Annotated in this window: 23 protein-coding genes; 5 read left to right on the top strand and 18 right to left on the bottom strand. The window is 64.1% G+C overall.

What is annotated here, in order from left to right:
• Positions 1-6 precede the first annotated feature (6 nt).
• From DN388_RS02125 to DN388_RS02135, 3 genes are all read right to left on the bottom strand, one after another.
• Positions 7-921, bottom strand: a complete 915-nt coding sequence (locus tag DN388_RS02125; protein ID WP_254996567.1) for a hypothetical protein — start codon at positions 919-921, stop codon at positions 7-9.
• 79 nt (positions 922-1,000) lie between these two features.
• The gene (locus DN388_RS02130) at positions 1,001-2,005 is read right to left on the bottom strand and encodes an alpha-xenorhabdolysin family binary toxin subunit B (RefSeq protein WP_254996568.1); all 1,005 of its coding nucleotides are present in this window, start codon (positions 2,003-2,005) and stop codon (positions 1,001-1,003) included.
• A gap of 10 nt (positions 2,006-2,015) precedes the next feature.
• A complete protein-coding gene (locus DN388_RS02135; RefSeq protein ID WP_054914767.1) occupies positions 2,016-3,191 on the bottom strand; it encodes an alpha-xenorhabdolysin family binary toxin subunit A in 1,176 nt (391 codons plus the stop codon).
• A gap of 162 nt (positions 3,192-3,353) precedes the next feature.
• On the opposite strand from DN388_RS02135, the gene cmoA reads away from it, so the two are divergent.
• Together cmoA and cmoB are read left to right on the top strand one after the other, a co-directional pair.
• Positions 3,354-4,133, top strand: a complete 780-nt coding sequence (cmoA, locus tag DN388_RS02140) for a carboxy-S-adenosyl-L-methionine synthase CmoA (protein WP_173925038.1) — start codon at positions 3,354-3,356, stop codon at positions 4,131-4,133.
• A complete protein-coding gene (gene cmoB, locus DN388_RS02145) occupies positions 4,130-5,086 on the top strand; it encodes a tRNA 5-methoxyuridine(34)/uridine 5-oxyacetic acid(34) synthase CmoB (RefSeq protein ID WP_043862015.1) in 957 nt (318 codons plus the stop codon). Before cmoA ends, cmoB begins: the two co-directional genes overlap by 4 nt.
• A 71-nt stretch (positions 5,087-5,157) precedes the next feature.
• Here the strand turns inward: cmoB and DN388_RS02150 are convergent, their stop codons facing one another.
• The 4 genes from DN388_RS02150 to DN388_RS02165 form a co-directional block, all read right to left on the bottom strand.
• Positions 5,158-5,352, bottom strand: a complete 195-nt coding sequence (locus tag DN388_RS02150; RefSeq protein ID WP_058540951.1) for a co-regulatory protein PtrA N-terminal domain-containing protein — start codon at positions 5,350-5,352, stop codon at positions 5,158-5,160.
• A gap of 70 nt (positions 5,353-5,422) precedes the next feature.
• Positions 5,423-8,575: a CusA/CzcA family heavy metal efflux RND transporter gene (locus DN388_RS02155; protein WP_043862017.1), complete on the bottom strand. Its 3,153-nt coding sequence runs from the start codon at positions 8,573-8,575 to the stop codon at positions 5,423-5,425.
• 19 nt (positions 8,576-8,594) lie between these two features.
• Positions 8,595-9,815 carry an efflux RND transporter periplasmic adaptor subunit gene (locus DN388_RS02160; protein ID WP_043862018.1) on the bottom strand — a complete coding sequence of 407 codons (1,221 nt, stop codon included), beginning with the start codon at positions 9,813-9,815 and terminating at the stop codon, positions 8,595-8,597.
• A 27-nt stretch (positions 9,816-9,842) separates the two neighbouring features.
• Entirely contained in the window at positions 9,843-11,093 is a 1,251-nt protein-coding gene (locus DN388_RS02165) for a TolC family protein (RefSeq protein WP_054914770.1), read from the bottom strand.
• Positions 11,094-11,284: 191 nt separating this feature from the next.
• Here DN388_RS02165 and DN388_RS02170 point away from each other — a divergent pair, with 191 nt between their 5' ends.
• Together DN388_RS02170 and DN388_RS02175 are read left to right on the top strand one after the other, a co-directional pair.
• On the top strand, positions 11,285-11,959 hold the full coding sequence (locus DN388_RS02170) for a heavy metal response regulator transcription factor (RefSeq protein WP_043862020.1): 675 nt from the start codon (positions 11,285-11,287) through the stop codon (positions 11,957-11,959).
• Positions 11,956-13,335, top strand: a complete 1,380-nt coding sequence (locus DN388_RS02175) for a heavy metal sensor histidine kinase (RefSeq protein ID WP_043862021.1) — start codon at positions 11,956-11,958, stop codon at positions 13,333-13,335. The genes DN388_RS02170 and DN388_RS02175 overlap by 4 nt, the downstream gene beginning before the upstream one ends.
• 82 nt (positions 13,336-13,417) lie before the next feature.
• On the opposite strand, the gene pdxJ is transcribed toward DN388_RS02175, so the two are convergent.
• The 7 genes from pdxJ to lepA all read right to left on the bottom strand — a co-directional run bounded on the left by pdxJ (position 13,418) and on the right by lepA (position 19,424).
• Positions 13,418-14,161, bottom strand: a complete 744-nt coding sequence (gene pdxJ / locus DN388_RS02180; RefSeq protein WP_054914771.1) for a pyridoxine 5'-phosphate synthase — start codon at positions 14,159-14,161, stop codon at positions 13,418-13,420.
• Positions 14,162-14,205: 44 nt separating this feature from the next.
• Positions 14,206-14,889, bottom strand: coding sequence for a DNA repair protein RecO (recO, locus tag DN388_RS02185; protein ID WP_043862023.1), 684 nt, complete (start codon positions 14,887-14,889; stop codon positions 14,206-14,208).
• A gap of 57 nt (positions 14,890-14,946) precedes the next feature.
• Positions 14,947-15,849 (bottom strand): GTPase Era, encoded by a 903-nt coding sequence (gene era, locus DN388_RS02190; RefSeq protein ID WP_043862024.1) that lies wholly within the window; start codon positions 15,847-15,849, stop codon positions 14,947-14,949.
• Positions 15,842-16,531, bottom strand: coding sequence for a ribonuclease III (gene rnc / locus DN388_RS02195; protein WP_043862025.1), 690 nt, complete (start codon positions 16,529-16,531; stop codon positions 15,842-15,844). Before rnc ends, era begins: the two co-directional genes overlap by 8 nt.
• Entirely contained in the window at positions 16,528-16,668 is a 141-nt protein-coding gene (locus tag DN388_RS02200; RefSeq protein WP_156326207.1) for a hypothetical protein, read from the bottom strand. The genes rnc and DN388_RS02200 overlap by 4 nt, the downstream gene beginning before the upstream one ends.
• Positions 16,669-16,764: 96 nt before the next feature.
• Positions 16,765-17,619, bottom strand: coding sequence for a signal peptidase I (gene lepB, locus DN388_RS02205; protein ID WP_043862027.1), 855 nt, complete (start codon positions 17,617-17,619; stop codon positions 16,765-16,767).
• Between the two features lie 5 nt (positions 17,620-17,624).
• The gene (gene lepA / locus DN388_RS02210) at positions 17,625-19,424 is read right to left on the bottom strand and encodes a translation elongation factor 4 (protein ID WP_043862028.1); all 1,800 of its coding nucleotides are present in this window, start codon (positions 19,422-19,424) and stop codon (positions 17,625-17,627) included.
• 178 nt (positions 19,425-19,602) lie between these two features.
• On the opposite strand from lepA, the gene DN388_RS02215 reads away from it, so the two are divergent.
• The gene (locus tag DN388_RS02215; RefSeq protein WP_254996569.1) at positions 19,603-20,886 is read left to right on the top strand and encodes a hypothetical protein; all 1,284 of its coding nucleotides are present in this window, start codon (positions 19,603-19,605) and stop codon (positions 20,884-20,886) included.
• A gap of 71 nt (positions 20,887-20,957) precedes the next feature.
• On the opposite strand, the gene DN388_RS02220 is transcribed toward DN388_RS02215, so the two are convergent.
• The 4 genes from DN388_RS02220 to rpoE form a co-directional block, all read right to left on the bottom strand.
• On the bottom strand, positions 20,958-22,388 hold the full coding sequence (locus DN388_RS02220; protein ID WP_043862030.1) for a DegQ family serine endoprotease: 1,431 nt from the start codon (positions 22,386-22,388) through the stop codon (positions 20,958-20,960).
• A gap of 249 nt (positions 22,389-22,637) precedes the next feature.
• Positions 22,638-23,603, bottom strand: a complete 966-nt coding sequence (locus DN388_RS02225; RefSeq protein WP_100633577.1) for a MucB/RseB C-terminal domain-containing protein — start codon at positions 23,601-23,603, stop codon at positions 22,638-22,640.
• Between the two features lie 12 nt (positions 23,604-23,615).
• A complete protein-coding gene (locus DN388_RS02230; RefSeq protein WP_043862032.1) occupies positions 23,616-24,209 on the bottom strand; it encodes a sigma-E factor negative regulatory protein in 594 nt (197 codons plus the stop codon).
• Between the two features lie 31 nt (positions 24,210-24,240).
• Complete coding sequence (rpoE, locus tag DN388_RS02235; protein WP_010220971.1) at positions 24,241-24,822, bottom strand: RNA polymerase sigma factor RpoE; 582 nt, start codon at positions 24,820-24,822, stop codon at positions 24,241-24,243.
• Positions 24,823-25,152 lie beyond the last annotated feature (330 nt).

The following is a 25,152-nucleotide window of genomic DNA, read 5'->3' on the forward strand; positions in this document are numbered from 1 at the left end:
GAGCATTTACTCGAGGCGTTTCTGAAGACGCCTGGCGCACTCTTCGATGAATGACCACTGCGCCAGGAAATTCTTGAAGTGAATGACGAATCTGGCCAGTTGCTGACTGTCCTGCATGCTGTGCAACTTGCCGATCGAGGCGTCCAGATAGGTCTCGATGAACTGCCAGGCGGTCTGCAGGTGCGACGCAGCAGTGGTGACGTCTTCCAGGCGTACCACCAGATTTCGCATGCGCTGCGCCAGTAGCCCCAGGTTCCCTTCCTTTGTGCCGGATGCCACCAGGCGCTCGATCTTGCGCCCCAGTGCCGGCCTCAATTCGAACCGGGCGTCATCACGAAACCTGTCGGTCTCCTTGCGTACTTCACCGACCTGGAACTGGAAGACGCCCGCCGAGTTCTTGAGGTTGGCCACCCACCGTGCCATCTCCAGCACAAGGGTTCGGTCTGGTGCATCCAGTTGCACGGGCACCTCGAACTGCACGCCTTGCCAAGCCTCCCTGCGCCCGCCCAACGCCTTGGTACGCTCACAGGCCAGCAGCGCACGCTCGCCTGACAGGCTGATGGAGCTGGCGCAGTTGATCAGCGCGATGGGCAACTGAATGCTTTTCTGCTTCAACCGCCCCCATGAGTCGGCGTGGAGGTTGATGCGATGGAACAACACCTGCATCGGGTAGAAGTCGAGCTCGGGGTCCGGGTGACGGTAGTATCCCAACCACTGCAGAAAGGCCTCCCGCCGGGTCGGTATCGCCATCACATGGTCCATGTAGGCATCCAGCACGGCAACGTGTTCGCGGGTGAACGTCAGGTCGATTCGCCCCTCCTCCTCCAGATCCTGCACCAATTGCAGCGGAATCAGGGCTATCTGGGTATCCAGCTCATCCTGAGGCAGTGGATCCCTCAGTCTTTGAATAATGTTGTTCATTGTGGGTCATCACCAGAGCAATCCAGAAGCCGCAAGGCGCTGCTGGCCAGCACAGCCTGCAGCGCCTTGCGCCCTTCACTCAAAGGCCGGCAACATACTCGGCCTTGATCTTTTTCTTGTAGGCTTTCAACGCCTCGACCAGCTCGCTGACCGCTCTCAACGCCTGCACATCGTCGATGCTGCAGGCGATGAGCCGATCCCAAACCGGCTTCAGTTGCACGGCGATGCGCCTGATGCCGGCCAGCCATTGCTCGCGTGACGTGACCAGCTCGGCATAAGCCTCAAGGTGCTGGCACTGGGCCTGGAGGCGCGTCTTGTCCCGTGCCATCGCGGTCAGTTGCAGTTGCAGTTCATCGTGCTGCTTCTGCATCCCTCGGCGCTGCTCGAGCATCGTTGCATAGCGCATGCCTTCCATTGCCGCACCGATGATTTCGCCAATTTTCTTCAACGCGCCTTGCACTGCCTCGACCGACAGTACGCCCGTGGCGATGACATCCGCCGCCGCCTTGAGCTGCTCGGTGGTCGGCAACAGGCCGCCGAAGGTGGATTCCACCTTGGCCGCCTCAAGTACCTTGATCGCCTCGTCAAGACTGGCCAGGGCCTCGCGCCGCACGGCCAGTTCGTCTTCGCAGGCCTTGCGATTGGCCGCCAGCCTGTCGAGCTCGCCCTGATAGCGAGCCTTGTCGGCACTGGAGTCATAGACCGGGATGGCCGTGATCTGAGCCGTGGCCGTGCGCAACTGCCCCAACTGATCGTTGAGCTTGACGGCAATCTCGCCGATGGCGTCCTGTGCCACCTCCAGATACTGCGCAATGTCCTCGGGATCATCGTTCGGGTCGATGTCCTTTTCGAGGCCGCCCAGGTCATTGCTCTTGATCGCGACGATGATGCGATCGGCATGGCGCATCAGTTGCTGGAGGTTGTCGTCAAGACAGCGTGCATTGCGCTCCACACGCTCGTGCAACAGGGGCAGGAAGGCATAGCGGCTGTCCTGGGCGGCCTTCAGGTATGCGGCACCGGCACGCAGGACCCTGTCGAACTGCGGATCATCCCAGCCCAGCGGAAATTGAAGAATGTTGCTCATGGGTAGCTCCTTATTGGGCCCACAGCGTGTCGTCGAAGACCCGGCTCATGGTGATGGAGCAGGCTTCGATAAACGCCCACTGCGAAAGAAAGTTTCTGAAATGGATGATGAAAATGCCCAGCTGCCGGCTGTCGTTCATCTTTTCGAGCTTTTCGATGGACGCTTCGATGTAGGTGCCGATGGTCTGCCAGGCCGTCTGCAGGTGCGAGGAAGCGGTCACCACCTCCTGCAGGCGGGTGGCCAGTTCATCCATATGGGTCGTGAGTACCTGCAGGCGCCCCTCCAGGTTGACCGCCGCCGTCAGGCGCGCCCCGACAGCCTTGCGTTCCTTCTGCACCCGGTTGCGGGTCTTGCGCACCTTTTCGGCCTTGGAGCCGTAGATCGAGCCTGAGATGACCGCCCCCAGCGGGCCGGCCGCCAGCCCGGACAGGGCCGCCTTGACGTACTCGTCGTACTGCTTGTTGAGGTTGTCGATTTCCTTGTCCAGCGCCGCCAACTCATCGCGCAGGGCCTGGGTGGCACCGCTGGCCTGGTGACGCTCGATGGCGTCGGTCTTGAGGGCGACCTCGTTCATCAGCTCGAAACGCGCGGTGTCGCGAAAGGTTTCGGTGTGGCTGCGCACACTGCTTACGCGCGCGTGAAAATGCTCGACTTCATCCTTGAGCACCTCCATGTAGTCCACCAGCGACGAGACGATCTCCCGGTCGCCGAAGCTCAACGCAACCGGCGCTGCGAACTGCACGGACTCCCACGTATCACGCCGCCCGCCAAGGGCCTTGGTCTTCTCGCATTCCTGCATCACCCCCTCGCCGGTGGTGTTGATGCCACGGGCACACACCCCCAGCTCGGCGGACAGCTTCTTGCACTCGTCGGACAGCGTGCCCCAGGCGCGGGCATGCTTGTGCAGGTTGAGAAAGGTCGTGCGCATGGCACTGACCGACAGTACCGGCTCCTTGATGTCGGTGTAGCCAAGCCAGGGCACCAGCGACGCGGTTTCGGTCGGCAGGCCGGTGACATACTTCACATACTGATTGAGCGTGACGATATGTTCGCGGGAAAGCGTCAGCCCTCCCTCGTTTTCGCCATCACGCTGGTTCATGCCTTCGATCAGGTTTCTGGGCAGCAGGGCCGCTTCCTTTTCCAGTTCACCGGTATCGTACGAGCGCGCGCCAGGTTCGAGTTTCATTTCACATTCCTTGTGAGTGAGCCAATAGGGTCAAGCCACTTCACTCTAAGGACCCGCCGGCAAGACAAATAGCCGGCAGGCTTTCCTCGAAGCCGGCATTGGAATGCAGCGGCCAGCCGCGCCGGTCAGTCGGCCATGCATCCTGTTGCAACATTGGCTAAAATGCCGGCCCTTTACCGCCGAACGCCTGGATTGCCCGTGAGCAAAGAGCCCGATCGCCTGTTCGCCACCCCGCTGGCGCAGGTCCCCGATTTCACCTTCAACGAAGATGTCGTGCGGGTTTTCCCCGACATGATCAAGCGCTCGGTGCCCGGCTACCCGACGATCGTCGAGAACATCGGCGTGCTGGCTGCCCAGTTCGCCCAGCCCGATACCCTGCTGTACGACCTGGGCAGCTCGCTCGGTGCGGTGACCCAGGCGATGCGCCGACATGTACGCAGCGAGGGCTGCAAGGTGCTGGCGGTAGACAACTCCCCGGCCATGGTCGAGCGCTGCCGCGAATACCTCAGCCACCAGGACGCGATGCACCAGGAGTTGCTGCCGGTGCAGGTGATCGAGGCCGACATCACCGCGCTGGACCTGCAGCCGGCGTCGGTGGTGGCGCTGAACTTCACCCTGCAGTTCATCGAGCCGCAGGCACGCCTGGCCCTGCTTGGCCGCATTCGCCAGTGCCTGGTGCCTGGCGGCGCACTGATCCTGTCGGAGAAGCTGCGCTTTGCCGACCCGCAGCAGCAGGCCCTGCTCACCGATCTGCACGTGGCCTTCAAACGCGCCAACGGCTACAGCGAACTGGAAATTGCCCAGAAGCGCAGTGCCATCGAAAACGTGATGAAACCCGACAGCCTCGAGGAACACCGTCAGCGCCTGCTGGCAGCCGGTTTCTCGCAAGTGGTGCCGTGGTTCCAGTGCCTGAACTTCGCCTCGCTGATTGCCCTGCCATGATCGATCTGACTCCCCTGGTCCGCCGCATGGCGGGCACCCCATTGGCGCACTGGGCCCAAGGCCTGCAGGCGCAACTCGATGCCAAGCTGGAAAAGGGCCATGGCGACCTGGAGCGCTGGCAAAGCGCGCTGGATGCGCTGCCGGCCCTGGAGCCCAGCCAGGTCGACCTGCTGCACGGCCTGCGCCTGGACAGCGATTGCGACGACGCCACCCGCGCACAGGTGCGCACCGCGCTGATGGGCCTGTCGCCCTGGCGCAAGGGCCCGTTCGACCTGTTCGGCGTGCACGTGGACACCGAATGGCGTTCGGACTGGAAGTGGTCACGGGTCGCGCCGCACCTGGACCTGCGCGGCAAACGCGTGCTGGATGTGGGCTGTGGCAACGGCTACTACCAATGGCGCATGCTCGGCGCCGGCGCCGACAGCGTGATCGGCGTAGACCCCAACTGGTTGTTCTTCTGCCAGTTCCAGGCCGTGCAGCGTTACCTGCCGGACCTTCCCGCCTGGCACTTGCCGTTCGCCCTGGAAGACCTGCCGGCCAACCTGGAAGGTTTCGACACGGTGTTCTCGATGGGGGTGTTCTACCACCGCCGCTCGCCGATCGAGCATTTGCTGGCGCTCAAGGACTGCCTGGTCAAGGGGGGCGAACTGGTGTTGGAAACCCTGGTGGTCGAGGGTGACGAGCATCAGGTGCTGGTGCCTGAAGACCGCTATGCGCAGATGCGCAATGTATGGTTTCTGCCCTCGGTGCCGGCACTGGAGCGCTGGTTGCGTCGCGCCGGCTTCAGCGATGTGCGCTGCGTGGATGTGAGCGTGACCAGCGTCGAGGAACAACGCAGCACCGACTGGATGCGCTACCAGTCGCTGAGCGACTTCCTCGACCCTACCGACCCGACCCGAACCGTCGAAGGCCTGCCGGCACCCAGGCGGGCGGTGCTGGTGGCGCGCAAGTAATCAGAAGGGGGCCTCTTCGCCTGCAGGAGCCGGCCTTGCCGGCGCAGAGGCCCTTGCGAACACGGCGTGCGTCAGTCCTTCACCACCTGCTGCTGCACCTGCTCCTTCTTCTGCGCTACCTCCTTCCTGCCCTCCCCATGCACCCGCTCCTGGCTCTTGCGAAACTCGGCCCAGAACGCCTTGGTGCGCTCGGCGCCGCCTTCGGCCATTGCCGCGCTGCTGCCCAGCAGCAACGCGGCGATCAGTGCGTACTTGCTCAGGTTCATCGACCTTCCCTCATGATTGGATTCGAACCGATCATAAGCAGCCCAAGCTAACGCCAAGGTGAGCCGCACATTACAGTGCTGCAAGATTGTGCTCCTCCTCCTTGCGGTGCGCCCAGTGGTACAGCGCCGGCAGCACCAGCAGGGTCAACGCGGTGGACGAGAGGATGCCGCCGATCACCACGGTGGCCAGTGGGCGCTGCACCTCGGCACCGGTGCCAGTGGCCAGGGCCATCGGAATGAACCCCAGCGACGCCACCAACGCGGTCATCAGCACCGGCCGCAGACGCGTCAGCGCACCTTCGTCGATGGCCACGCGCAGCGGCCGACCCTGCTCGCGCAAGCTGCGGATGAAGGCGATCATCACCAGCCCGTTGAGCACCGCCACCCCCGACAGGGCGATGAAGCCCACCCCCGCCGAAATCGACAATGGAATGTCGCGCAGCCACAGCGCCACCACCCCGCCGGTCAGCGCGAACGGGATGCCGGTGAACACCAGCAGGCCGTCCCTGACGCTGTTGAACATCATGAACAGCAACCCGAACACCAGCAGCAATGCCACCGGCACCACCACCTGCAGGCGCTTGGCCGCCGATTGCAGCTGCTCGAACTGACCGCCCCAACGCGTCCAGTAGCCAGGCGGCACTTCCACCTGCGTATCGATGCGCTCGCCGGCCTCGGCCACGAACGAACCAATGTCGCGGCCACGCACGTTGGCGCTGACCACCACCAGGCGCTTGCCGTCTTCGCGGCTCACCTGGTTGGGCCCCTGCACCAGCGCCAGGCTGGCCACCTCGGCCAGGCTGATGAAGCCGATACCGCCGTCGCTGCCCGCACTGGCCGGTACCGGAATCAGCAGCTGCGACAAGCCTTCGATATCGGTACGCACGTCGTCCGAGAGGCGCACCACCATGTCGAAACGCCGGTCGCCCTCGTACAGCGTGCCGGCCTGGCGGCCGCCCACGGCCACGGCGATGGTGTCCTGCACATCGCCGACGTTGAGCCCGTAGCGTGCAGCCTTGTCGCGGTCGACCTCGATGGTCAGCACCGGCAGGCCCGAGGTCTGCTCGACCTTGACCTCCGATGCCCCCGGCACCGCCTGCAAGGTTGCGGCAATCTGTGCTGCCGTGCGGTTGAGCACCGTCATGTCGTCGCCGAAGACCTTGACCGCCACATCGCTGCGCACCCCGGAAATCAGTTCGTTGAAGCGCAGTTGAATCGGCTGCGACAGCTCGTAGTTGCTACCCGGCACCCGCGCCGCCGCGCGCTGGATATCGGCGATCAGTTGCTCGCGCGACTTGCCGGGGTCGGGCCACTGCGCCTGCGGCTTGAGCATCACGTAACTGTCGGAGATGTTCGGCGGCATCGGGTCGGCGGCGATCTCGGCGGTGCCGGTGCGCGCAAATACGCGCTGCACCTCCGGCACCTGGCTGACCACACTCTCCTCCAGGCGCTGCTGCAATTGCACCGACTGGCTCAGGCTGGTGCCCGGCACCCGCAGCGCCTGCAGGGCGAAATCGCCTTCGCTGAGGCTGGGCACGAACTCGCTGCCCATGCGCCCGGCCAGCACCGCGCACAGCAGCACCGACGCCCCGGCCAGGGAAAACGCCAGCCCACGGTGCCCCATCACCCAGCGCAATAGCGGCGCATAGCCGGCCTTGGCGCTGCGCATCAGCAGGTTTTCCTCTTCCTTGACCTTGCCGGTGACGAACAGCGCGATGGCCGCCGGCACGAAGGTCACCGAGAGCAGCATCGCTCCCAGCAGAGCGATCACCACGGTGAAGGCCATGGGGTGGAACATCTTGCCCTCCACCCCGCTCAGGGCAAAGATCGGCAGGTACACCACCATGATGATCAACTGGCCGAAGATCAGCGGGCGGCGCGCCTCGCGGGCGGCATTGAACACTTCGTGCAGGCGCTCGGAGCGGGTCAGCAGGCGGCCATGGTGCTGCTGGGCGTGGGCCAGACGGCGGATCGCGTTCTCCACGATCACCACCGCGCCATCGACGATGATGCCGAAGTCCAGCGCACCCAGGCTCATCAGGTTGGCACTGACCTTGTTGCCGAACATGCCGGTGAAGGTGAACAGCATCGACAGCGGAATCACCATGGCGGTGATCAGCGCGGCGCGGATGTTGCCCAGAAACAGGAACAGCACCGCGATCACCAGGATTGCACCTTCCACCAGGTTCTTCTTCACCGTGGCGATGGCCTTGTCGACCAGGTCGGTGCGGTCATACACCGTGACCGCGCTGACACCCGCCGGCAGCGTGCGGTTGATCTGCGCCAGCTTGTCGGCCACTGCCCGCGACACGGTGCGGCTGTTCTCGCCGACCAGCATGAACACGGTGCCCAGCACCACCTCACGGCCATTTTCGGTAGCCGCGCCGCTGCGCAGTTCGCGGCCGATGCCCACCTGGGCGACATCGCGCACGCGAATCGAGGTGCCGTCGACAGTGGCCAGCACGATGTTGGCAATGTCGTCGATGCCTGCCAGTTGCCCCGGCGCACGAATCAGCAGTTGCTCGCCACGGCGCTCGATGTAGCCGGCACCGACGTTGGCGTTGTTGCGCTCCAGGGCCGTCAGCAGGTCGCCCAGGGTCAGCTTGTAGGCGGCCAGGCGCCTGAGGTCGGGGGCAATCTGGTACTCCTTGGCGTAGCCGCCGATGCTGTTGATCTCAGCCACGCCGCGCACGTTGCGCAACTGCGGCTTGATGATCCAGTCCTGGATCTCGCGCAGGTCGGTGGGCGTGTACTCGCTGCCGTCGGCCTTGCGCGCATCCGGCGCGGCTTCCACGGTCCACAGGAAGATCTCGCCCAGGCCGGTGGAGATCGGCCCCATGGCCGCCTCGACGCCGTCGGGCAACTGCCCGCGCGCCTGTTGCAGGCGCTCGTTGACAAGTTGCCGGGCGAAGAACAGGTCGGTGCCCTCGTCGAAGATCACCGTCACCTGCGACAGCCCCGAGCGCGACAGCGAACGGGTCTGCTCCAGGCCCGGCAGGCCGGCCATGGCGGTCTCGATGGCGAAAGTGATGCGCTGTTCGGTTTCCAGCGGTGAAAAGCCCGCCGCCGAGGTGTTGATCTGCACCTGCACGTTGGTGATGTCGGGCACCGCATCGATCGGCAGCTTCTGGTAGCTGGCCAGCCCCAGCCCGGCCATCAGCAGCACCGCGAGCATCACGATCAGGCGCTGCTCGATGGCAAATTGAATGATCCGTTCGAACATGAGGAGTACTCGTGGGGGCTCAGTGGGAATGCTCGGCGCTGGCTTTGCCCAGCTCCGACTTGAGGATGAAGCTGCCCTGTGCCGCCACCTGCTGGCCGGCCTGCAGGCCCGCCTTGATCTGCACGAAGCCGTCGGCCACCACACCCGGGGTCACCGCCTGGGCGGTGAAGCCCTCTGCACTGCGCACGAACACGGTGGGCTGCTCTTCGAGGGTCTGCAGCGCGGCCTCCGGTACCGCCAGCGCCTCGTCCAGGCGTTCGGTAGGCACCCGCACCGCCACGAACAGGCCGGGGCGCCAGGCGCCGCGAGGGTTGTCCAGGGTGACCCGCACGGTGGCGGTGCGGGTCTGCTCGCCGAGCAGGCTGCCCACATGGCTGACCGTGCCGCTGGCCTGCTCGCCCAGTTCACTGGCCAGCACCGTCACCGGCATGCCGACGCGCAGCCTGGCCAGGTCACGCGGGGCCACGCCAAAGGTTGCCCACACCCGCGACAGGTCGGACAAGGTGAAGGCCGCACTGCTCTCGCTGACCACTTCGCCCGGCACCAGGTGCTTTTCCACCACCTGCCCGTCAAACGGTGCACGCAGCTCATAGCGGTTGCCGCCCGCCAGCACCACGCTGCCACTCAGCGCGCTGATCTTCTGCCGGGCATTGGTGGCGGCGATCTCGGCTTCCTGCAGGGCCTGGCGCGCCTGCAGGTAGTCCTGTTCGGCAGAGATGCCCTCCTGCCACAGGTCTTTCTCGCGGGCGAAGGTGCCGCGCGCCAGTTCCAGTCGCCGCTGGCTGGCCGCCAGCTCGCTGCGCTGCTCGGAGATCTGCGGGCTGGCGATCACCGCCAGCAGTTGCCCGGCCTTGACCTGCTGGCCGAGCACCACGGCCACCGATTCCACCACCCCGGCCGCACGCGGCACCAGGTGCGCGGTACGGTCCTCGTCGAAGCGGATCTCGCCCGGCAGGCCGAGGCTGCGGCTCAAGGTGCGCGGGGCCACGGTGGCCAGCTCGATACCGGCCACCTGGATCTGCTCGTCGCTCAGGGTCAGGTGGCCCTCCTGCTGTTCTTCGCCATGGCCTTCCTCGCCATGGGCGTCGTCGCCATGGCCCTTTTCCTCATCGCCATGGCCCGCCTCGGCATGCGCCGCGTGGGAGGCCTGCGGCGCATTCATCTGGTGACCCAGCACAACCCCCAGGCCAACGCCCAGGGTCAGGGTGACGGCCACCAGCGTGATGGTTTTGCTGTTCATGCACATTCCTCGGCAAATCGTCGGGGGTCAGCGGCTGGCGGTGGCCAGGTCGCCGAAAAGTCGTTCCAGGCGGACTCGCGCATCGCTGCCCTGGGCCTGCGCCGCCAGGTATTGGGTGCGCGCCGCCACCAGCGTGCGCTGGGCGTCGAGCACCTCGAGAAAGCTGAACTTGCCGCGCTCGAAACCCCGCGTGGCGGCGTCCACCGCCTGCTGCGCCGCCGGCAGTATCGAGCGGTCGAAGGCCTGTACCTCGCCCGCAGCCACCTGCCACTGCGCCAGCGCCTGCACCACTTCGCTGCGCACCCGCAGTTCGGCGCCGTTGCGCAGGTCGCGGGCCTGATCGGCACGCCGCGCCGCCGCCAGCACATTGCCCTGGTTGCGATCGAACAAGGGCAGCGGTATCGACACCCCGACCACATTGATGCGCTCGCGGTCGGCCTCGCTGTACTGGCTACCCAGGCTGACGGTGAGGTCGGGGATGCGCTGGCTGCGAGCCAGCCCCAGGTCAGCCTCGCGCTGCTCGATCTGCAGGCGGGCCAGGCGCAGCTCGGCCGTGCGCTCGAGGCGGGCAAGCAGCGTGTCGCCCTCGGCTGGGGTCAGGGCGTCGGACGGCATGCCTGCCACCCGCTCGAACCCCGCCTGCGGCGCCCCCGTCACGCTGGCCAGTTGCTGATAGGCCACGGCCACGGCCTGCTGGGCACGGCCTCGTTCCAGGCGCATCTCGGACACCTGCACCTGCGCGCGGGTGGTTTCGATGGGGGAAGCGCTGCCGGCCCGCACCCGCCCCTGCACCACCTGCAGGCCACGCTCAGTCAGGCGCAGCGACTGCTCGGCCAGTTGCAGCCGTTCCTGGGCCTGCACGGCGGCATGAAACGCAGCCAGCACCTCGGCGCGCAAGGCATTGCCCTGGCGTTCCAGTTCCAGCGCCGCCAGGGCCTGCTCCCGCTGGGCCACCTCCACCCGCGCACCGCGCTTGCCGCCCAGTTCCAGGCGCTGGCTGAGGCTGACGGTGGTGGTCTGCGAGCCGCGGCGGGTATCTTCCTGCTCCCAGCTCAACTCCGGGTTGGGCAGCAGGCCGGCCTGGTTGCGTTCGCCCAGGGCGATCTCGGTGCCCCAGCGCGCCGCGGCAAGCTCGGGGTTGTTGTCCTGCGCGGTGCGCAAGGCGGCATCAAGCGTCAGCACGCTCGCCTGCAGCGCTGTCGAAAGCCCCAGCAGCACCCCGGCCAGCGCCGCCAGCCGCGCCACGCGCTGTGGATGAAGCCTGTGCCTGCACGTCATGCGTGAATCCCCCGCGCCCATTTCGAAGCGGGCACTTTAGGGAGCGGGCTTTATCGTCAACATGACCCCAGGATTACAAATCTGTTATCCAGCGCCGCTCAGGACCGGCTTGGCTTACCATGCGCGACACGCCTTGACCCTGAAGTGACTCAAGGGTTGAGAATTGCCGTTTTGCACGCCGCGAGTACCCCATGCGCCTATTGATCATCGAAGACGAAGTCCGTACCGCCGAGTACCTGCAGCAGGGCCTGAGCGAGAACGGCTACATCGTCGACTGCGCCGCCACCGGCATTGACGGCCTGCACCTGGCCCGCCAGCACGCCTACGACCTGGTCATCCTCGACGTCAACCTGCCGCAGCTCGACGGCTGGAGCGTGCTGCAACGCCTGCGGGCGGAGTCCTCGACCCGTATCATGATGCTGACCGCCCACGGCCGGCTCTCGGATCGGGTCAAGGGCCTGGACCTGGGCGCCGACGATTACCTGCTCAAGCCGTTCGAGTTTCCCGAACTGCTGGCACGCATTCGCAGCCTGTTGCGGCGCAGCGAGCAGAACCTGGCGCCGGCCACGCTCAGGGTCGCCGACCTTGAGCTGGACCCCAGCCGCCACCGCGCCTACCGGCGCAACCAGCGTATCGACCTGACGGCCAAGGAGTTCGCCCTGCTGCACCTGCTGATGCGCCAGAGCGGCGAGGTGCTGTCGCGCACGCAGATCATCTCGCTGGTGTGGGACATGAACTTCGATTGCGACACCAACGTGGTGGAGGTGTCGATCCGGCGCCTGCGGGCCAAGATCGACGACCCCTTCGAGGACAAGCTGATCCACACCCTGCGCGGCGTGGGCTATGTGCTGGAAGCGCGCGAATGAAACCGGCACGACTGTCGTTGCGCCTGGGCCTGAGCGTCAGCCTGATGGGCGCGGCGCTGGTGCTGCTGCTGGCGAGCCTGGCGGTACTGGCGCTGGACCACGAACTGGACAACCGCGCCCGCAAGGTGCTGGCACGCAAGATGGAGCAGATCGAGCACAGCCTGGGGGTGGACCTGAAGGCCAGCGACCTGGGCTCGCGCGCCCACCCCCTGCTCGACCTGGTGATGGGCCACGACGATCTGAGCCTGAACATCATCGCCCAGACCGGACGCCACCCGGCCCTGTTGAGCCTGGGGCCTGCAGTGGAGGCCGAGCCGCTGCGGCGTATCGCGGCCGGGACAGCGCTGGGCTACAGCGAATGGCAGGACAGCGCCGAGGCCCGCCTGATGACCGCCGCGCGCCTGATGACCCTGCGTGACGGCACCCCGGTGCGGGTACTGCTGACGCTGAACCGGGCCGACGACCTCGGCCTGCTGCAGGCCTACCTGCGTTCGACGTTGCTGGCGTTGCCACTGCTGTTGCTGCTGATCGGCATTGCCGCCTGGAAGCTGGTGCAGCGTGGTCTGCTGCCGCTGCGCAGGTTTCGGCGGATTGCCGCCCAGGTGTCGGCGCAGGAGCTGAGCCACCGCCTGCCCGAGGACAAGCTGCCCCAGGAACTGAGTGCCCTGGCGCGCGGCATCAACGTGATGCTCGACCGGCTGGATGGCGGCGTGCAGCGTCTGTCGCAGTTTTCCGATGACCTGGCGCACGAACTGCGCACGCCGATCAGCAACCTGATGGGCAGGGCCCAGGTGACCTTGTCACGGGTGCGCTCGGCGCAGGATTACCGGGTGGCGCTGGAGGACAGCATCGAGGAGCTGACGCGCCTGAACCGGATCATCACCGACATGCTGTTCCTGGCCCAGGTGGACGCGCCGCGTCAGCAACTGGCGTTGAAGCCGGTGGCGCTGGCCGACGAGGCGCAACGGGTGGTGGAGCTGTTCGCGCTGAGCGCCGAATGCAAGGCGATCACCCTGAAGGTCAGCGGCTGGGGCACGGTGCAGGGCGACCGGCTGATGCTGCAGCGGGCGCTGTCGAACCTGTTGAGCAATGCAATTCGCCACAGCCCCGAGGGCCGCCTGGTGGAAATCGGCATCGAGCAGAGCGCACGGGGCGTGCAATGCTGGGTGCGCAACGAGGGGCCGGGGATCGAGGCGGTGCACTGGCCGCACCTGTTCGAGCGGTTCTACCGGGTGGGCTGCGGGCGCTCGCGGGTAGAGGGCGGCACGGGGCTGGGGCTGGCCATCGTGCAGTCGATCATGCAGGTACATGGTGGGCAGGTGGAGGTGACCAGCGCGGCGCAGGGGCCTACGCGCTTCAGTCTGATATTTGGCTAGGCGGCTTCGCCGGCAAGGCCGGCTCCTACAGGAATCGCAGCGCCTGTTGGAGCCGGCCTTGCCGGCGAAGGTCACGACGCATTCAGCGGTTGCTGGCTGCCAGAATCAGCTGTTTCATCTCGCTGACCGCACCCTTGAAGCCCACGAACAACGCATGGGCCACCAGTGCATGGCCGATGTTCAGTTCGTTGATGCCCTTGATCGCCGCCACCGGCTCGACGTTGTGGTAGTGCAGGCCATGCCCGGCATTCACGATCAGCCCCTGGGCCAGGCCGAAGGCCACGCCATCGGCCACGCGCTGGAGCTCTTCGGCCACCTCGGCCGGGGTCTGCGCATCGGCGTAACGCCCGGTGTGCAGTTCGATCGCCGGCGCGCCAACACGGCGCGAGGCCTCGATCTGGCGTTCGTCGGCATCGATGAACAGCGACACCTCCGACCCCAGGCGCGACAGGCGCTCCACCGCAGCCTTGATCCGCGCCTCCTGCCCCGCCACGTCCAGGCCACCTTCGGTGGTCAGTTCCTGGCGTGTCTCGGGCACCAGGCAGATGTGCGCCGGGCGAATGCGCTCGGCAAACTGCATCATCTCTTCGGTGACGCCCATCTCGAAGTTCATGCGCGTCTGCAGCACCTCGCTCAGTACCAGCACGTCACGGTCCTGGATATGCCGACGGTCTTCGCGCAAGTGCACGGTGATGCCGTCGGCACCCGCCTCTTCGGCGTCCAGCGCGGCCTTGACCGGGTCCGGATATCGCGTGCCACGGGCCTGGCGCAGGGTCGCCACGTGGTCGATGTTCACGCCAAGGAGGATGCGGTTGCTGGTGGTCACGAAGAGACTCTCCTGAAAATTGAGCCTCACAGCATACGTCGTGATCAAGGCTTGCGAAACAGTTCCCGGCTGACCAGCGGACGCCCGCCCAGGTGCACCGCCAGCGCCTGGCGCATCAGGCGCTTGGCCGCGCCCAGCGCGCCCGGCATCGACCACTCGGCCTCGGCCATGGCCAGCAGGTGCGCGCCACTGAACAAGCCTGGCTGCACCAGGTACACCCGCTCCAGGCCCGCGTCCACCTGCAGGCGGTACAGGCCATCGGCCACCAGCGGATCGCCATTGATGTCGTGCTCAAGCGCAAAGCCATACCCCAGCTCGTCCAGCAGGCGCCATTCGAAGGCACGCAGCAACGGCTCCAGCGGGCGCCCCGCGCCCAGTGCCTGCAAGGTGGCAGCGTACTGCTCGAACATCACCGGGTGCGGGTCTTCGGCCTGAAGCAGGCGAATCAGCAGCTCATTGAGGTACAGCCCGCTGAACAGCGCGTCGCCGTTGAGCCAGACCGCCACGCCTGCGCTGTCCATGCGACCGACATTCTTGAGCTCGCCGCGCCCATGGAACTGCACCTCCAGCGGCACGAACGGACGCGCCAGGCTGCCGGCCTTGCCGCGCGCACGACGCAGCACGGCGCGCAGGCGCCCCTGGGGGGTAAGGAAGTCGACCAGCGCACTGGTTTCACGGTACGCCCGGCTGTGCAGCACGAAGGCCGGTTGGCCGTCTGGCATGTCCATGATTCAGCGCTTCACGAAGAGGTGGGCCCGACACCGGCCGGTGTCGGGCCAGGGCATTCAGAGGTCGCCGTAGCCCAGCGAACGCAGGGCGCGCTCGTCGTCGGACCAGCCACCCTTGACCTTGACCCACAGGTTCAGCATGACCTTGGCGTCGAACAGCAGCTCCATGTCCTTGCGCGCCTCGGTGCCGATACGCTTGATGCGCTCGCCCTTGTCGCCAATGATGATCTTCTTCTGGCCGTCACGCTCGACCAGGATCAGTGCATGGATATGCAGCACGTTGCCCTGCTGCTTGAATTCCTCGATCTCGACGGTGATCTGGTACGGCAGCTCGGCGCCAAGCTGGCGCATGATCTTCTCGCGTACCAGTTCGGCAGCCAGGAAGCGGCTGCTGCGGTCGGTGATCTGGTCTTCGGGGAAGAAGTGCTCGTTTTCCGGCAGGTGCTTGGCAATCAGCGCTTCGAGGGCATCGAGGTTGTGCCCGTGCTGCGCCGAGACCGGCACGATCTCGGCGTTGGGCAGTTGCTCCTGCAGCCATTGCAGGTGCGGCATCAGCTCGGCCTTGTCCTCGATGCGGTCGGTCTTGTTGATGGCCAGGATCACCGGGCCCTGCACGTACTGCACGCGCTCGAGCACCAGTTGGTCCTCGTCGGTCCACTTGGTGCGATCGACCACGAAGATCACCACGTCGACGTCTTTCAACGCCGCCGAGGCGGTACGGTTCATGTAGCGGTTGAGCGCCTTCTCGTTGCCCTTGTGCATGCCGGGGGTATCGACGTACACCGCCTGCACATCACCTTCGGTCTTGATACCGAGCATGTTGTGGCGGGTGGTCTGCGGCTTGCGCGAGGTGATCGCGAGCTTCTGCCCGAGGATGTGGTTGAGCAGCGTCGACTTGCCCACGTTGGGACGGCCGACGATGGCGACGTAGCCGCAACGGGTAGTGTTCTGTTCAGTCATTGCCATTCTCCACGCCCAGGGCGATCAGTGCTGCGGCGGCCGCGACCTGCTCGGCGATACGCCGGCTCACGCCCTGCCCTCGGCTTTTTTCAGTCAACAGGGTCACTTCGCATTCGACGAAAAACGTCCGGCAATGGGGTTCACCCTGGATATCCACCACTTCGTAGCGGGGCAGTTCGCAGGCCCGCGACTGCAGAAACTCCTGCAGGCGGGTTTTCGGGTCCTTGTTGGTGTCGACCAGGGTCAGGCTCTCGAACTCACCGGCCAGCCATGCCAGCACGCGATCGCGAGCGGTGTGCATGTCCGAGTCCAGGTAGATCGCACCGATCAGCGCCTCGAGGGCATCGGCCAGGATCGACTCGCGCCGGAACCCGCCGCTTTTCAGCTCGCCCGAGCCCAGACGCAGGTACTCGCCCAGGTCGAAACCGCGGGCCAGCACGGCCAGGGTTTCACCCTTGACCAGGCGGGCGCGCAGGCGCGACAGCTGGCCCTCGCGGGCCTGGGGGAAGCGCTCGAACAGGGCCTCGCCGGCGACGAAGTTGAGGATCGCATCACCAAGGAACTCCAGCCGTTCGTTGTTGCGGCCGGCAAAGCTGCGATGCGTGAGGGCCAGCAGCATCAGCTCCTGGTTCTTGAAGGTGTAGCCGAGCTGGCGCTCGAGGCGGCTCAAGGAAACGCTCACAGTGTACCCACGCGCTGTTCGTGGTCGATTTTCAGCAGCGGCGCCAGGGCGCCGGGCTCACACAGTTCTGTCCGGCTCGAAGCCGACGGGGTTAACGCGTTGTTCAAATGCAAATCCTGAAAGACGGTTTTGTTCATGCCTGACGTCCGGCCGGGGCGCGTCTTGTGGACGCCCTTGTACAGCCTATGCCAGAAAAGCATTCGGCGCTGTCGAAGGACAGCGCCGTTAGGGTGTTACTTGATCAGGCCAACCCGCGAAAGGCTCGGGAAGTGGCTGAGCTTGGGCTCTGGCCAGCTCATCCAGATGGCGAAGGCCTTGCCGACGATGTTCTTGTCGGGAACCATGCCCAGCAGTTCCTTGGGAATGTTGGGGTCATCCCAGTAGCGACTGTCGTTGGAGTTGTCGCGGTTGTCGCCCATCATGAAGTAGTGCCCGGCAGGCACCACCCACTGCTGGTCCGGCGGCATGCGATAGCGGCTCATCTCCTTGCGGATCAGGTGCTCGGCCTCGCCCAGCTTCTCCTTGTACAGCTCGGCGCTGCCCAGGGTGCCCGGCTCGCTGCCGACCAGTTGCTCGGCAATCGGCTGGCCGTTGACGAACAGACGCTTGTCGCTGGTGTAGCGCACCTGGTCGCCCGGCAGGCCGACCACACGCTTGATGTAGTTGACGTTCGGGTCGCTCGGGTAGCGGAATACCATCACATCGCCACGCTGCGGGTCACCGACCTCGATGACCTTCTTGTCGATCACCGGCAGGCGGATGCCGTAGGAGAACTTGTTCACCAGGATGAAGTCGCCCACTTCCAGGGTCGGCTTCATCGACCCCGAAGGGATCTGGAACGGCTCGACCAGAAACGAGCGCAGCACCAGCACGATGAACAGCACCGGGAAGAACGATTTGCCGTACTCGACCAGCAACGGCTCCTTGTTCAACTGCTCGACCACCGCCATCTCGGGCTGGCTGACGCTGCCCTGATAGGTGTTGATCGCCGTGCGCCGGCGCGGGGCCAGGAACAGCAGATCGATCAGGGCCAGCAGTCCACACACGGCAACGGCGATGACTAGCAACAGCGGGAAATTTAGTGACATAGGACCTAGCTATCCAACCTGAGCACGGCGAGGAAGGCTTCCTGTGGAATTTCCACGTTGCCCACCTGTTTCATGCGTTTCTTACCGGCTTTCTGCTTTTCCAACAGCTTGCGCTTACGGCTAACGTCGCCACCGTAGCATTTGGCCAGTACGTTCTTTCTGAGCGCCTTGACAGTGGTACGCGCCACAATCTGCCCGCCAATGGCGGCCTGGATTGCCACATCGAACATCTGCCGCGGGATCAGTTCCTTCATCTTCTCGGTCAACGCGCGGCCTTTGTAGTGCGCATTGTCACGGTGCACGATCAATGCCAGGGCATCGACCTTGTCGCCGTTGATCAGTACATCGAGCTTGACCAGGTTGGCCGACTGATACCGGTCGAAATGGTAGTCCAGCGAAGCATAGCCGCGGCTGGTGGATTTGAGGCGGTCGAAGAAGTCCAGTACCACTTCGTTCATCGGCAGGTCGTAGCGCACCTGCACCTGGGAACCGAGGAACTGCATGTCGCGCTGTACGCCACGCTTCTCGATGCACAGGGTGATGACGTTGCCCAGGTGCTCCTGCGGCACGAGGATGGTGGCGGCCACGATCGGCTCGCGGAAGTCTTCCACCGACGACACGTCTGGCAGCTTGGACGGGTTGTCGACGTAGATGGTTTCACCGGTCTTGAGCTTGACCTCGAAGATCACGCTCGGCGCGGTGGTGATCAGGTCCAGGTCGTACTCGCGCTCCAGGCGCTCCTGGATGATCTCCATGTGCAGCATGCCGAGGAAGCCGCAACGGAAGCCGAAGCCCAGTGCGTCGGAGCTTTCGGGCAGGTACTGCAGCGACGAGTCGTTCAGGGTCAGCTTTTGCAGCGCGTCACGAAAATCTTCGAAATCTTCGGAACTGACCGGGAACAGGCCGGCATATACCTGGGGCTGGATACGTTTGAAGCCTGGCAGCACTTCCACGTCGGGCGTGGAGCTGAGGGTCAGGGTGTCACCGACCGGTGCACCGTGAATGTCCTTGATGCTGGCGATGATGAAGCCCACTTCGCCGGCCTTGAGGTCGGCGGTGGCGGTGTGCTTGGGGTTGAACACGCCCACGCTGTCGACCAGGTGCACCTTGCCGGTGGACTTGACCAGAATCTTGTCGCCCTTCTTGACCCGGCCATGGCGCACGCGCACCAGGGACACGACGCCCAGGTAGTTGTCGAACCAGGAGTCGATGATCAGCGCCTGCAGCGGTGCATCGATGTCGCCGGTAGGGGCCGGAATGGTCTGCACCAGGCGCTCGAGCACCTCGTCCACGCCCATGCCGCTCTTGGCACTGCAGGCCACGGCGTCGGTGGCGTCGATGCCGATGATCTTCTCGATCTCGTCCTTGACGCGGTCCGGATCGGCCTGGGGCAGGTCCATCTTGTTCAGTACCGGCATGACCTCCAGGCCCTGCTCGATGGCGGTGTAGCAGTTGGCGACCGACTGGGCCTCCACGCCCTGGCCGGCATCGACCACCAGCAGCGCGCCTTCGCAGGCGGCCAGCGAACGGCTGACTTCATAGGTGAAGTCGACGTGGCCGGGGGTGTCGATGAAGTTCAGCTGGTAGGTGATGCCGTCGTTCGCCTTGTAATACAGGGTAACGCTATGGGCTTTGATGGTGATCCCGCGCTCGCGCTCGAGGTCCATGGAGTCAAGTACCTGCGCTTCCATCTCGCGCGCGGTGAGGCCACCGCACATCTGGATGAAACGGTCGGCCAGGGTCGACTTGCCATGGTCAATGTGGGCGATGATGGAGAAATTGCGGATATGACTCAAATCACTCACGGGTCAACACTCAAAAAGGCTGCGGGGCGAACGCCCGCCGAAAAATAGCCGGGAATTGTACCTTATGAAGGGGCCAGCCGCCACGCCCGCCCCTCCAGTTTCATGGTGCCTGATATTTCTGTCAGTAGATGGCCGCTCGCGCAGACCCGAATATAGGGCACCAGACGGAGAAATGGCCATGGCACATGTTCAACCAGCAGTCCCCGGAAGCCCCGATACGAGCTTTGGTGACAACGGCGAGCGCTCCCTACCGCAAATTGCGGACACCGATCGGTTCATCACTGATGTGGCAATACACGATGACACAATCACCGTGTGTGGCCTGACCGGGGACCACGAGCAGTCCCGCTATACCTTGCTTCGCTTCGATGATAAAGGTGATCTGGACCCGACGTTCGGCAACAAAGGGATAGTGTTCGGAACATTCGACCCGGTGGCCGAATCGGGCGCGGAAGCCATCGTCGTCGATGCCAACGCGAAGATATGGATGCTGGGATGGGTGAACAGCGCCGGCAAGCCCCACAGACTGGTGGTGGCACGTTTCGACGCGCAGGGCGCGCTGGACACCAGCTATGCCTCCCCCCACGGTTACCTTGCCCTGGATCAGGACAACAGCCTTCATCTGAAGCTGCATTCCACGTCACTCCAGCTGCGGGCCGGACACCTGCTCGCCAGTGCTACGCTGGAGTCGGATTGGCTGGCTACCCATGCTTGCGTCTATCGACTGGATCTTGCCGGCAATGCCGGTTTCCCGAGCGGTCAGTTCATCGAGATCACGCACCCTTCCGGGACGGTGCAGATTGCCAATGTCATTGCGCAGGAAAGTACATTTCTCGTTGCCGGAACCTTGCGCAACGGGCCTGAGACCCGAGGCTTCATCGCACGCTTCAGAAACGACGGCACACCCGACCCGTCCTTTGGCGACCGATACGGTTTCAAGCTGTATGAATCCCCGCTGTCGCGCTGGCTGCGCTGGTTGCCGCGCTGGCTCCGCTGGCTTGCTCCGCGTCGAAACGCCAACATCCGCTTCAACACGCTGATTCAACGCCCCGATGGCCAACTGATCGTCGCGGGGAACCTGCCCGGCGAGCGCCCCGAAGACACGAACGCCATGACCTGGCAATTCGATGCCGAAGGTGTGAGGGACGCGACCTATAACCACGGCAACCCGACGGTGCTGACCTTCAACACGCACACCGAAGACGAATGGGAAGCCGCAGCGCTGCACCAGGACGGCAAGCTGGTGGTGTTTGGCCTGGGCGGTCAGCGCATCTACCGTGCCCGCTATACAGTCCATGGCCGACTGGATACTGCCTTTGGCAACCAAGGTATCGCCTTCCAGGACTACCCCAAGGACAGAAAGATGATCGCCGTCGCAATGACGCCCGCCGCCACACTGATTGGCTTGAACAGCCAGCACGCATGGGGTTTCTCCGGTCTTCTGGCACGCTTTCGCAATTGACTGCGCGCCCATGAAAAAGCCCGACGCATCGGCGTCGGGCTTTTTCTTACCGCGACCTTCTCGGTCAGGCCTTACTCGGCCAGCTTGAAGGTGATGAAACTGGCACGGCCCTGACGCAGCACGCGCATCGACACCGAACGGTTCTTCGGCAGTTCCTTGGCGATTTCGGTGAAGTTCTTCGCCGAAAGGATGGCCTGGTTGTTCAAGTGGCTGATGACGTCACCGGGACGCAGGCCGATCATCGCGGCCGGACCATCCTGCACTTCCTTGATGACCACGCCGCCCTTGAGCTCCAGAGTCTTTTTCTGCTCTGCGGTCAGGTCGGCTACCGATACGCCTAGGCGGTTGCTGCTGCGCTCGACGCCGCCATTGGCACCGGTGGTCACGTCCTGATCTTCATCGGGCAGTGCACCGATGGTCACGTCCAGGTTCTGGCGCTTGCCGTTGCGGATGATCTCCAGCTTGGCCTTGGCGCCATCTTTCAGGCCACCGACCAGGTGCGGCAGGTCAGCCGACATGACGATCGGCTGACCGTTCATGCTCAGGATCACGTCGCCCACCTGCAGGCCACCCTTGGCTGCCGGACCATCTTCCAGCACCTGGGCCACCAGCGCGCCGGCCGGTTTGTCCAGGCCGAAGGATTCGGCCAGGTCCTTGTTGACCTCCTGGATCACCACGCCCAGCCAGCCACGGCTGACCTTGCCGTCCTTTTTCAGCTGGTTGGAAACATCCAGTGCAACATCGATCGGGATAGCGAACGACAGGCCCATGAAGCCACCCGAGCGGGTGAAGATCTGCGAGTTGATGCCGACCACTTCGCCATTCATGTTGAACAGCGGGCCACCGGAGTTACCCGGGTTGATCGCAACGTCGGTCTGGATGAACGGCACGTAGGTGTCGTTGGGCAGGGTGCGGCCCTTGGCGCTGACGATACCCTTGGTCACCGAGTGATCGAAGCCGAACGGCGAACCGATGGCCAGTACCCACTCGCCCACCTTGAGTTTCTCGGAGTCGCCCAGCTTGACCGTGGGCAGGTTCTTGCCATCGACCTTCAGCAATGCCACGTCGGTACGCGGGTCGGTGCCGACCAGCTTGGCCTGCAGTTCGCTGCGGTCGGACAGGCGCACGATGATTTCATCGGCATCGGCCACCACGTGGTTGTTGGTGAGGATGTAGCCGTCGGCCGAAATGATGAAGCCCGAACCCAGCGACTGGGCCTCGCGCTGACGATCGCCACGGGGTGAGCGCGGGGCTTGCGGCATGTTGCGCTCGAAGAACTCGCGGAACATCGGCGGCAGGCCTTCGAGGTCTGGCATCTGACCCGCGGCATACTTGCGATCAGGCAGCTTCTGCTTGGTACTGATGTTGACCACCGCCGGCGAGGCCTGCTCGACCAGGGTGGTGAAATCAGGCAGGGCTTCGGCCTGGGCGTTGAGCACCTGCCCGAGCATGAGCACGGCGGCGAACAGCGACAGATAGGATTTCAAGCGAGGTATTGACATACGGCTCCCGTCACAACGAGCGTGGTTAAGCAGTAGGGACCAGCCAACGCACAAAGCCCGGCAACATCCTCGAAAGGCTGCGACCAGGCTCGGTGGATCGGCATTGTTGATGCTGCAACAGCAGTAAAGGCCAGCCCCCGAAAGAACTGACCTATAGATAAATCTGGAGAATTTTGCAAATTCGAAGGCTTACGAATCATGTCAACGCCTTGGCGGCCCATCGATCATCAACGCATTACCTGTGGCTCGTCATTGGCTGGCGTGGGCGTCTTGGGCACGCATCGACAAGGCGACCCGCTCGGCAGTACCGATGGGGATCTCACCTACCACAGTGACCACCACATCCCCCTTGGGCGTGGTCAGCCGGCGCGAAACCGCGACCGTCGGGCCAAGCTGGGTACGGGCGTCGATGCCCGAATTGCCTGCAACCGGCTCCAGGAACACCGAGAAGCGTGCCAGGCCATCATCGTACATCAGGCTGCTGACGGTGCTCTTGTGCTCCGGATCCTTGCGTACCGCGCTGTTGACCAGCTCGAAGCCGGGTGGCAACCAGTCGGAACGCCATCCCGATGCGGCCTCGGCAACCTGCTGAGTGGCCTGGGCCACCGCCTTGCAGTTGCTGCTGGGCTGCAGTTGGGCATCGTCCGGCGCCTTGTCGGTCTCCAACCGGGTGAACTGGAAGCGCTCCAGCAGTTGCTCCTTGTCGTTGAGCAGCAACGACTTGAGGGGCAAACCCGACTGTCGATCCAGGTGCAGCTCGAAGGCATAACGATGCTGATCGCGCGGCCTGAGGGTGATGATCTCGACCTCGCGACCGGCCACCCGGGAGCGCCCTGCCACACTCAGGTCGTACCAGTTCATCAGCTTCAAGGGGTCCAGTACACGGGGCGAAGACTGCGCCGCATTGCCCACTCCGCGGGCCAGGGCGCCGCTCACGCACTGGGTACGTCCATCTACCCGCACAACCTCAAGGGCTGGGCCATCGAGTTGCAACAAGCGTTCACGAACCTTGCCCTCCTGCACCCGATGCCAGATGTCATGGGTGGAAAAGCTGCCGTTACGCTCGTAGACGAAAGTACCCTGATAACTCTGCTGCTGCTCGGCCTTGGCCAGACGGTTGAGCCAGTCTGCGGCATCAGTGGAGGAGTTGGCGGCCAGGGCCGGCACCGACAGACATCCTCCGAGCAAGAGCGGTAGTAGAGTTGGCGCGCGCATGATCCTCCTTACTCAGCGATTTTCCAGGCTGGCCGCACGGGCATAAGGCAGAGCACTTTCAGTCCCTTCCACGGCGGCTTCCTGAGCATGCTGGCGCAGGTAGCCCGGCAGACGTTCGTCCTGCCAGCCGCTTTGACCTTGCAGCACGCCATTTGCCATTGGGCCGGTCGGCTGTTCGGCACTCTCGGTGTAGCCTGCCAGTACTGCCGGGCCTTGCACCTGAGGTACAGTCACGCCTTGCTGCACAGGCTGCTGGGCAGCCAGTTGGGCACCGCTGATGTCGTCCTGGTTGTACAGGCGCACACCTGCCAGTACTGCAACGGTCACCGAAGCTGCAACAGCCAGACGACCCAGGCTGCGCCATGGACCACGGGCAACCTTGACCGGCGTGGCTTCGTCAGCCAGTGCGGCACTGACCGCGGCGGCGATATCCAGTTTTGGCAGCAGCAGTTCCTTGTGCATCGCTGCTCGGGCAACCTGGTAACGCGACCAGGTGGCACGGGTTTCATTGTCGTCGACGGCATTCAATACCCGACGCAACTCCAGTTCGTCCGCTTCGTTATCCATCACCGCGGACAGCGATTCCTGCAAAGCTTCACGACTCATGGCGGTTCCTCTCTTGGCTATCGCCGCTGTCTCAGGTTTCCTGCAACAACGGCTGCAGGGCTTTATCTATGGCCTCCCGAGCGCGGAAAATTCGAGAGCGCACGGTACCCACCGGACACTGCATGACGCTCGCAATGTCCTCGTAACTCAGACCATCGAATTCACGTAAAGTTAACGCCGTACGCAAATCTTCTGGCAGCTGCTGGATGGTTCGGTGGACGGTGCCCTCGATTTCATCTCGTAACAGCGCGCGCTCTGGTGACTCGAGATCCTTGAGGCCATGATCGCCATCGTAAAATTCCGCATCCTCGGAACTGACATCACTGTCTGGCGGCCGTCGACCGCGGGATACCAGATAGTTTTTCGCCGTGTTGATCGCAATGCGGTACAGCCAGGTATAAAACGCACTGTCGCCACGGAAATTGCCAAGCGCACGGTAAGCCTTGATGAACGCTTCCTGTGCCACATCCTGGGCTTCATGGGTGTCGTGCACAAAACGCACGATCAACCCGAGAATCTTGTGCTGATACTTCAGCACCAACAGATCAAACGCTCGCCTGTCGCCACGCTGCACGCGCTCGACAAGCTGCTGATCCTCTTCCTGGGTTAGCATGAACACTCCTCGGTGGACCTGGAGGAGTGCTGCAGCGGCCATCGTTCAGGCTTGCAACCATAGACTCGGGCTTTTCGCAAAAGTTCTCCCCTCCAAGCAAGTTTCCTGCGGCCCTTGAACGGCTCGCACGAAAAACGCAGCACGGTCACGGCCGGCTGCGTCAATATTCTGGTCTCGTGTACGCAGGCAGAGCCGATATCAGCCCCAGGCCTCCCGTCGCCGCCGCGTCCTGGCATGCAGGCAACCTTCTATGGATAGGCAGGGTTCCAGGAAAGTTCCCACATGCAAGCATCAGGTCGCACCGCACGTCATGGAAATCAGGCCCTCGAG

It is taken from the genome of Pseudomonas sp. S12(2018), from assembly GCF_024355235.1.
Classification (GTDB): domain Bacteria; phylum Pseudomonadota; class Gammaproteobacteria; order Pseudomonadales; family Pseudomonadaceae; genus Aquipseudomonas; species Aquipseudomonas palmensis.